The organism is Mesorhizobium sp. M7A.F.Ca.CA.001.08.2.1 (assembly GCF_003998455.1).
GTDB classification, from domain to species: domain Bacteria; phylum Pseudomonadota; class Alphaproteobacteria; order Rhizobiales; family Rhizobiaceae; genus Mesorhizobium; species Mesorhizobium ciceri.
Map to the genome: position 1 here is coordinate 1 of NZ_RZPW01000375.1, position 5,946 is coordinate 5,946.

The 5,946-nt window shown below is 62.0% G+C and carries 4 protein-coding genes; all 4 read left to right on the forward strand.

Translation table 11 applies throughout. The features are described 5' to 3' along the window. On the forward strand, positions 1-2,415 hold a 2,415-nt coding region (locus EN914_RS21065; RefSeq protein WP_127389236.1), incomplete at its 5' end, for an autotransporter domain-containing protein. A 420-nt stretch (positions 2,416-2,835) separates the two neighbouring features. After that, entirely contained in the window at positions 2,836-3,921 is a 1,086-nt protein-coding gene (locus EN914_RS21070; RefSeq protein WP_024502708.1) for an ABC transporter ATP-binding protein, read from the forward strand. A gap of 37 nt (positions 3,922-3,958) precedes the next feature. Further along, a complete protein-coding gene (locus EN914_RS21075) occupies positions 3,959-5,284 on the forward strand; it encodes an ABC transporter substrate-binding protein (RefSeq protein WP_013529762.1) in 1,326 nt (441 codons plus the stop codon). 193 nt (positions 5,285-5,477) lie between these two features. After that, positions 5,478-5,946: carbohydrate ABC transporter permease (locus tag EN914_RS21080; RefSeq protein ID WP_407067802.1), on the forward strand; the 469-nt coding region annotated here is incomplete at its 3' end.

The window sequence follows — 5,946 nt, forward strand, 5'->3', positions numbered from 1 at the left end:
GTCACCCTGGATGCCGGCGGGGGGACGTTCCAGACCGATGCCGACCTGACGGCGAACGGCGTCATCTCCGGGACCGGCGCGCTCACCAAGACCGGGGCCGGCGGGCTGGTGCTTTCGAGCGCCAACAGCTACGCCGGTGGGACGACGGTTTCGGCAGGATTCATCACCGCGGCGACGACAGGCGCGCTGGGCAGCGGACCGGTGAATGTCAAGGCCGGTGACCTCCGCTTCATCAATGATGCAAGCGCCGAGAGCCTCGACATCGTCATGGAAACAAACGCAACGATGCGCTTCGATGGCAGTGCGTCGGCGGGAACGGCGACGATCGTCACTACCCAAAGCCGCATCAACTTCAACGACGAAACATCGGCCGGTGCGGCTTCGATCACCGGCAATGGTAGCAGGACGTCCTTCAACGGCAATTCGAGCGCCGCCAATGCCACGATTGGCGTTACAATCCAAGGAACGCTCGACTTCTACGACACCGCGTCTGCCGGCAGCGCCGCCATCACCAACAAGGGCGGCTTCGTTGGCTTCCATGGCGCCAACACCGCGGATGGCGCCACGATCATCAACGATACCGGGGGAAAGGTCGACATCTCCGAAATGACGTCGGACGGTATCGCGATTGGCTCGCTTTCGGGCGATGGTCTCGTCTTTCTCGGCTCGAAGTCGCTGACGCTTGGCGGATTGGATAAGAACGACACGATCGGCGGCGTCATCCAGGATGGCAGCACTGGCATCGGAGGGAGCCTCGTCAAGACCGGCGCCGGCACGCTGACGCTGAACGGCGTCAGTACCTATACCGGTCTGACCACCATCGGCGGCGGCAAGCTCGTTGTCGGCGACGGCAGCCATTCCGGGGCAAGCATTGCTGGCGCCATTGCGGTTGCAGCCGGCGGCACGCTCGGCGGTTCGGGAACGGTGGGTACGACCACGATCGCTTCTGGCGGCACGATTACGCCGGGCAATTCGATCGGCACGCTGAATGTGTCAGGCGATTACACGCAGGAGATAGGCTCGACCTACGAAGTCGAGATCAATCCGGCCGGCAATTCCGACCTGATCGACGTGACGGGCAAAGCCACCATCCAGGGTGGCACCGTCTTCGCGCTCAAGGCGCCGGGCGGCTACAGTGCCGGAACCCGCTACACGATCCTGAGCGCGGATCAGGGCGTGACCGGCACCTATGATGCGTTCGACCAGAACGCCCCGTTTGTCGACCTGGCACTCGCCTATGACGCCAGTAATATCTATCTCGACGTTGCCCGCAATGACGTGTCGTTCTGCGACGTGGCCGGCACCCGCAACCAGTGTGCCACCGCCAATGGCGCCGAAAGCGCCGGGCCGGGCAACCCGATCTACGATGCAATCGCCGGCCTTCCGGACGACGAAACCGCACGCGAAGCCTTCGATGCGTTATCTGGCGAGATCCATGCGTCCGCCAAATCCACGCTGATCGAGGACAGCCATTTTGTCCGCGATGCCATCAATGATCGCCTGCGCGCGGCCTTCGAGGGGGTAGGGATCCCGGCAATCCCGGTGCTGGCCTATGGCGAAGGCGGTCCGATGCTGGCGCCTGCCACCACCGATCGCTTTGCCGCCTGGGGCACGGCTTTCGGGTCATGGGGCACCTTCGACGGCGACGGCAATGCCGCAGGCCTCGATACCTCCACCGGCGGCTTTCTTACCGGCGTCGACGGCCTTGTCGCGGAGGATGTGCGGCTTGGCATCATGACTGGCTACAGCCACACGAGCTTCGATGCCGACGGCCGATCCTCGTCAGGCTCGAGCGACAATTATCATCTCGGCCTTTATGGTGGCACGCAGCGGGGCGCTCTCGCCTTCCGCTCCGGGCTTGCCTATACGTGGCATGACATGAAGACATCGCGCTCGGTGGCCATGCCCGGCTTTGCCGACAGCCTGAGCGGCGACTACAACGCTGGCACCTTCCAGGCGTTCGGGGAACTCGGCTATCGCATCGATACGCCAGTCGCGGCCTTCGAGCCTTTTGCCAACCTCGCTTATGTCAACCTGCATACGGACGGCTTCACGGAAAAGGGCGGTGCGGCGGCATTGACCAGTGCAAGCCAGACCACCGACGCCACCTTCACCACGCTTGGTCTCAGAGCCTCCGCCGGCTTCACGCTCGGCGCCATCAATGCCACGGCGCGCGGCATGCTGGGCTGGCGCCATGCCTATGGCGACGTCATACCGACCAGCACACATGCCTTCTCTGCCGGTGATGCCTTCACGATCGCTGGCGTACCGATCGCCAAGGACAGTGCCGCCATCGAAGCGGGGCTCGATCTCAACCTGACCGATGCCGCAACCCTCAGCGTCGCCTACCAGGGTCAGTTCGGCTCCGGCGTCCAGCAGAACGGCTTCAATGCAAAACTCAACGTGGAATTCTAATCAAGCGGGAAGGATCGTTCCGGAATGACTGCCCCTTACGAAAAGGGGCTATTCAATCCGCTTGTCGCATCGCCCAGGCGGTCGTACGCCAGGAAGCGAACCTCGCGAGCGCCAGGCAGGAAGCCAGCCTTATCGCCGCCGGTCGAGCGAGCCTACAAGGACGTGCGCAACTGTGATGAATGCGAACGCTGCGACCGCAGGTGCCGGACTTGATCGCGCAGAAGCGGACGCAGGAGCAGCTGGGAGGATTGTGTGGCGCGAAGCGGACCCTCCCAAGGTTCGGCTTTCCCCTAAACGCTTTACAGCCCGGTTTGGTAGCGCTACCGTTTCGGCCTAGCGTGAGCCTGGGAGGAGCCAGGGCTGTCGCTAGCGGAAGCGTTGTTCCTTCGACGACGTCGCAGGAATTTGTTGGGAGGATCGATGGCGTCTGTCGCAATTGGCGAAGTCTACAAATCATTCGGCGCTGTCGAGATCCTGCACGGGGTCAGCGTGAACATCGAGGACGGCGAGTTCGTCACTCTGGTCGGACCATCGGGCTGCGGAAAATCAACCCTTCTCAGAATGATCGCCGGCCTGGAAAAGATTTCACGCGGCCAGATCGCGATTGGCGAACGGGTCGTCAACAACGTTGCGCCCAAGGAGCGCGACGTCGCCATGGTCTTCCAGAACTATGCGCTCTACCCACACATGACCGTTGCCAAGAACATGGCGTTCTCGCTGATGCTCAAAGGAGTTTCCAAGCCGGAGAGCGATGCAGGCGTGCGCCGCGCGGCCGAAATCCTTGGGCTGGTGCCGTTGCTGGCGCGCTATCCTCGGCAGCTTTCCGGCGGCCAGCGCCAGCGCGTCGCCATGGGCCGCGCGATCGTGCGTGATCCGGCGGTCTTTCTCTTCGACGAACCGCTGTCCAATCTCGACGCCAAACTCAGGGTGCAGATGCGCGCCGAGATCAAGGAACTGCACCAGCGCCTCAAGACCACGACAGTCTACGTCACGCACGACCAGATCGAGGCCATGACCATGGCTGACAAGATCGTGGTCATGCATGACGGCATCGTCGAGCAGATAGGGCCGCCGCTGGAACTCTATGACCGGCCGAACAATCTTTTTGTCGCCAGCTTCATCGGCTCGCCGGCCATGAATTTGCTGAGGGGCGAGATCGCTATTGACGGCTCACCCTCGTTCCGCGGCGCCGGGGGGATTTCAGTCCCGTTGGCCTCGGCACTTTCCATCCCCAATGGCGAGCCTGTGGTGCTGGGAATAAGGCCCGAGCATTTGCGGCTGTCCGACGACCGGGGCATTCCGGTCACCGTCGCGGTGGTTGAACCAACCGGGTCCGAAGTGCAGCTCATCGGCCGGACAGCCGGCGGCGAAGAGATCGTCGCGAATTTCCGGGAACGACATTCCTTCACGCCGGGCGAAACCATCCGGCTTACGGCCGAGCCCGGCCTCATCCATCTCTTTCACGGAGAAACCGGACAGAGGTTCCAAACACGTGCCGATCAGTAGGACCACAGGCAAGGACAACAAGCAGGAGGAAACGAGCATGAAGTTCACCAGACGTGACGTGATCCGCACCACCGCCGGCGCGGCGGCGGGTGCCTTGGGAAGTCGGTTCATCAGCTCTCCGGCCCTTGCCCAGGACGGACCGAAATACAAACCCGAGGATGGCGCCAAGCTTAGGCTGCTGCGCTGGTCGCCCTTCGTCCAGGGCGACGAGGACCAATGGCTGGCCAACACCAAGCGCTTCACCGAAGCGACCGGTGTCGCTGTCCGCGTCGACAAGGAAAGTTGGGAGGACATTCGCCCCAAGGCGGCGGTCGCGGCAAATGTCGGCTCCGGCCCCGACCTGATGTTCGTCTGGTTCGATGACCCGCACCAATATCCCGACAAGCTGCACGACGTGAGCGAACTGGGCGAGTATCTCGGCTCGAAATACGGCGGCTGGCATGATGGACCAAAGCAATATGCGACCCGGGAAGGCAAATTCATCGGCCTGCCACTGGCCACGATCGGAAATGCCATCGTCTATCGGGAAAGCTGGGTGAAAGAGGCCGGCTTTTCGGAGTTTCCCAAAGACACGAAAGGCTTCCTGGAACTTTGCAAGGCCTTGCAGGCGAAGGGCCATCCGGCCGGCTTCACGCATGGCCATGGCGTCGGCGACGGCAACAACTATGCTCATTGGCTGCTGTGGAGCCATGGCGGCCAGATGGTCGACGAGAGCGGCAAGGTAACGATCAACAGCCCCGAGACCCTCAAGGCCATCGAATACGCGCAGGAACTCTACAAGACCTTCATTCCAGGCACGGAAAGCTGGCTCGACGTCAACAACAACCGCGCCTTCCTGGCCGGCGAACTGGCTGTCATCGCCAACGGCATCTCGGCCTACAACACCGCCAAAATCAATAAGGACAATGATCCGAAGCTGGCTGAAATCGCCAAGGACATACGCACCACCAACCTGCCCATCGGTCCTGTCGGCAAATCCGTCGAATTGTTCCAGGTGACCACGGCTGTCATCTTCAATTACACGCCCTACCCCAACGCGGCCAAGGCGTATTTGCAGTTCATGTTCGAGGAACCGCAAATGAAGGACTGGATCACCTCCTCGGCCGGATATTGCTGCCAGACCCTGAAGGCATTCGACAACAACCCGGTATGGACTGCCGATCCCAACAACGCCGCTTACGCCAAGGCTTCGGCTACTCTGCGGCCTAACGGCTATGCCGGGCCGCTCGGCTATGCTTCGGCGGCAACCATGGCCGACTACGTGCTGGTCGATATGTTCGCCAAAGCGGTGACCGGCCAGGCGACGCCGCAAGAGGCAATGGAAGAGGCCGAGAAGCGGGCAAATCGCTATTATCGCGTTTGAGCCGGTTCAGCCGGGCAGCGCGGCTGCCCGGCTGGCTTCGGATTGCATCGTGGCCGATCCGGCCGATCAATGAGACCTCAGCAGGAGCCGACCCATGGCCGTGCCGTCAGCTGCTATCCAGCCGCGATCTTCGATCTTCTCACGGATTCTATCGCGCTGGAGCGAAAGCCGGAACGCACTTGGCTTCGGCTTCATGCTTCCGGCGGCTGCACTGCTGCTTGTCTTCCTGACCTATCCGCTGGGGCTCGGTGTCTGGCTCGGCTTCACCGATGCCCGCATCGGCCGCCCCGGCATCTTCATCGGCATCGAAAACTATGAATATCTGTGGAGCGACGCCGTCTTCTGGCTCTCCGTCTTCAACACCTTGCTCTACACGATCAGCGCTTCGATCCTGAAATTCGCGCTCGGCCTCTGGCTGGCGCTCCTCCTCAACCAGAACCTTCCCTTCAAATCGTTCTTCCGCGCGATTGTCCTGCTGCCGTGGGTGGTGCCGACGGTGCTCTCGGCCATCGCCTTCTGGTGGATCTACGATTCGCAGTTCTCCATCCTCTCCTGGGCGCTGCAGCAGATGGGACTGATCGACCACCGCATCAATTTCCTTGGCGATCCGGAGAACGCGCGCGCCTCGGTGATCGCCGCCAATGTCTGGCGCGGCATTCCTT

Bases quoted from the DNA above. Each gene is read 5' to 3' on its own strand.
- EN914_RS21070 (WP_024502708.1), top strand. From the start codon at position 2,836: ATGGCGTCTGTCGCAATTGGCGAAGTCTACAAATCATTCGGCGCTGTC.
- EN914_RS21075 (WP_013529762.1), top strand. From the start codon at position 3,959: ATGAAGTTCACCAGACGTGACGTGATCCGCACCACCGCCGGCGCGGCG.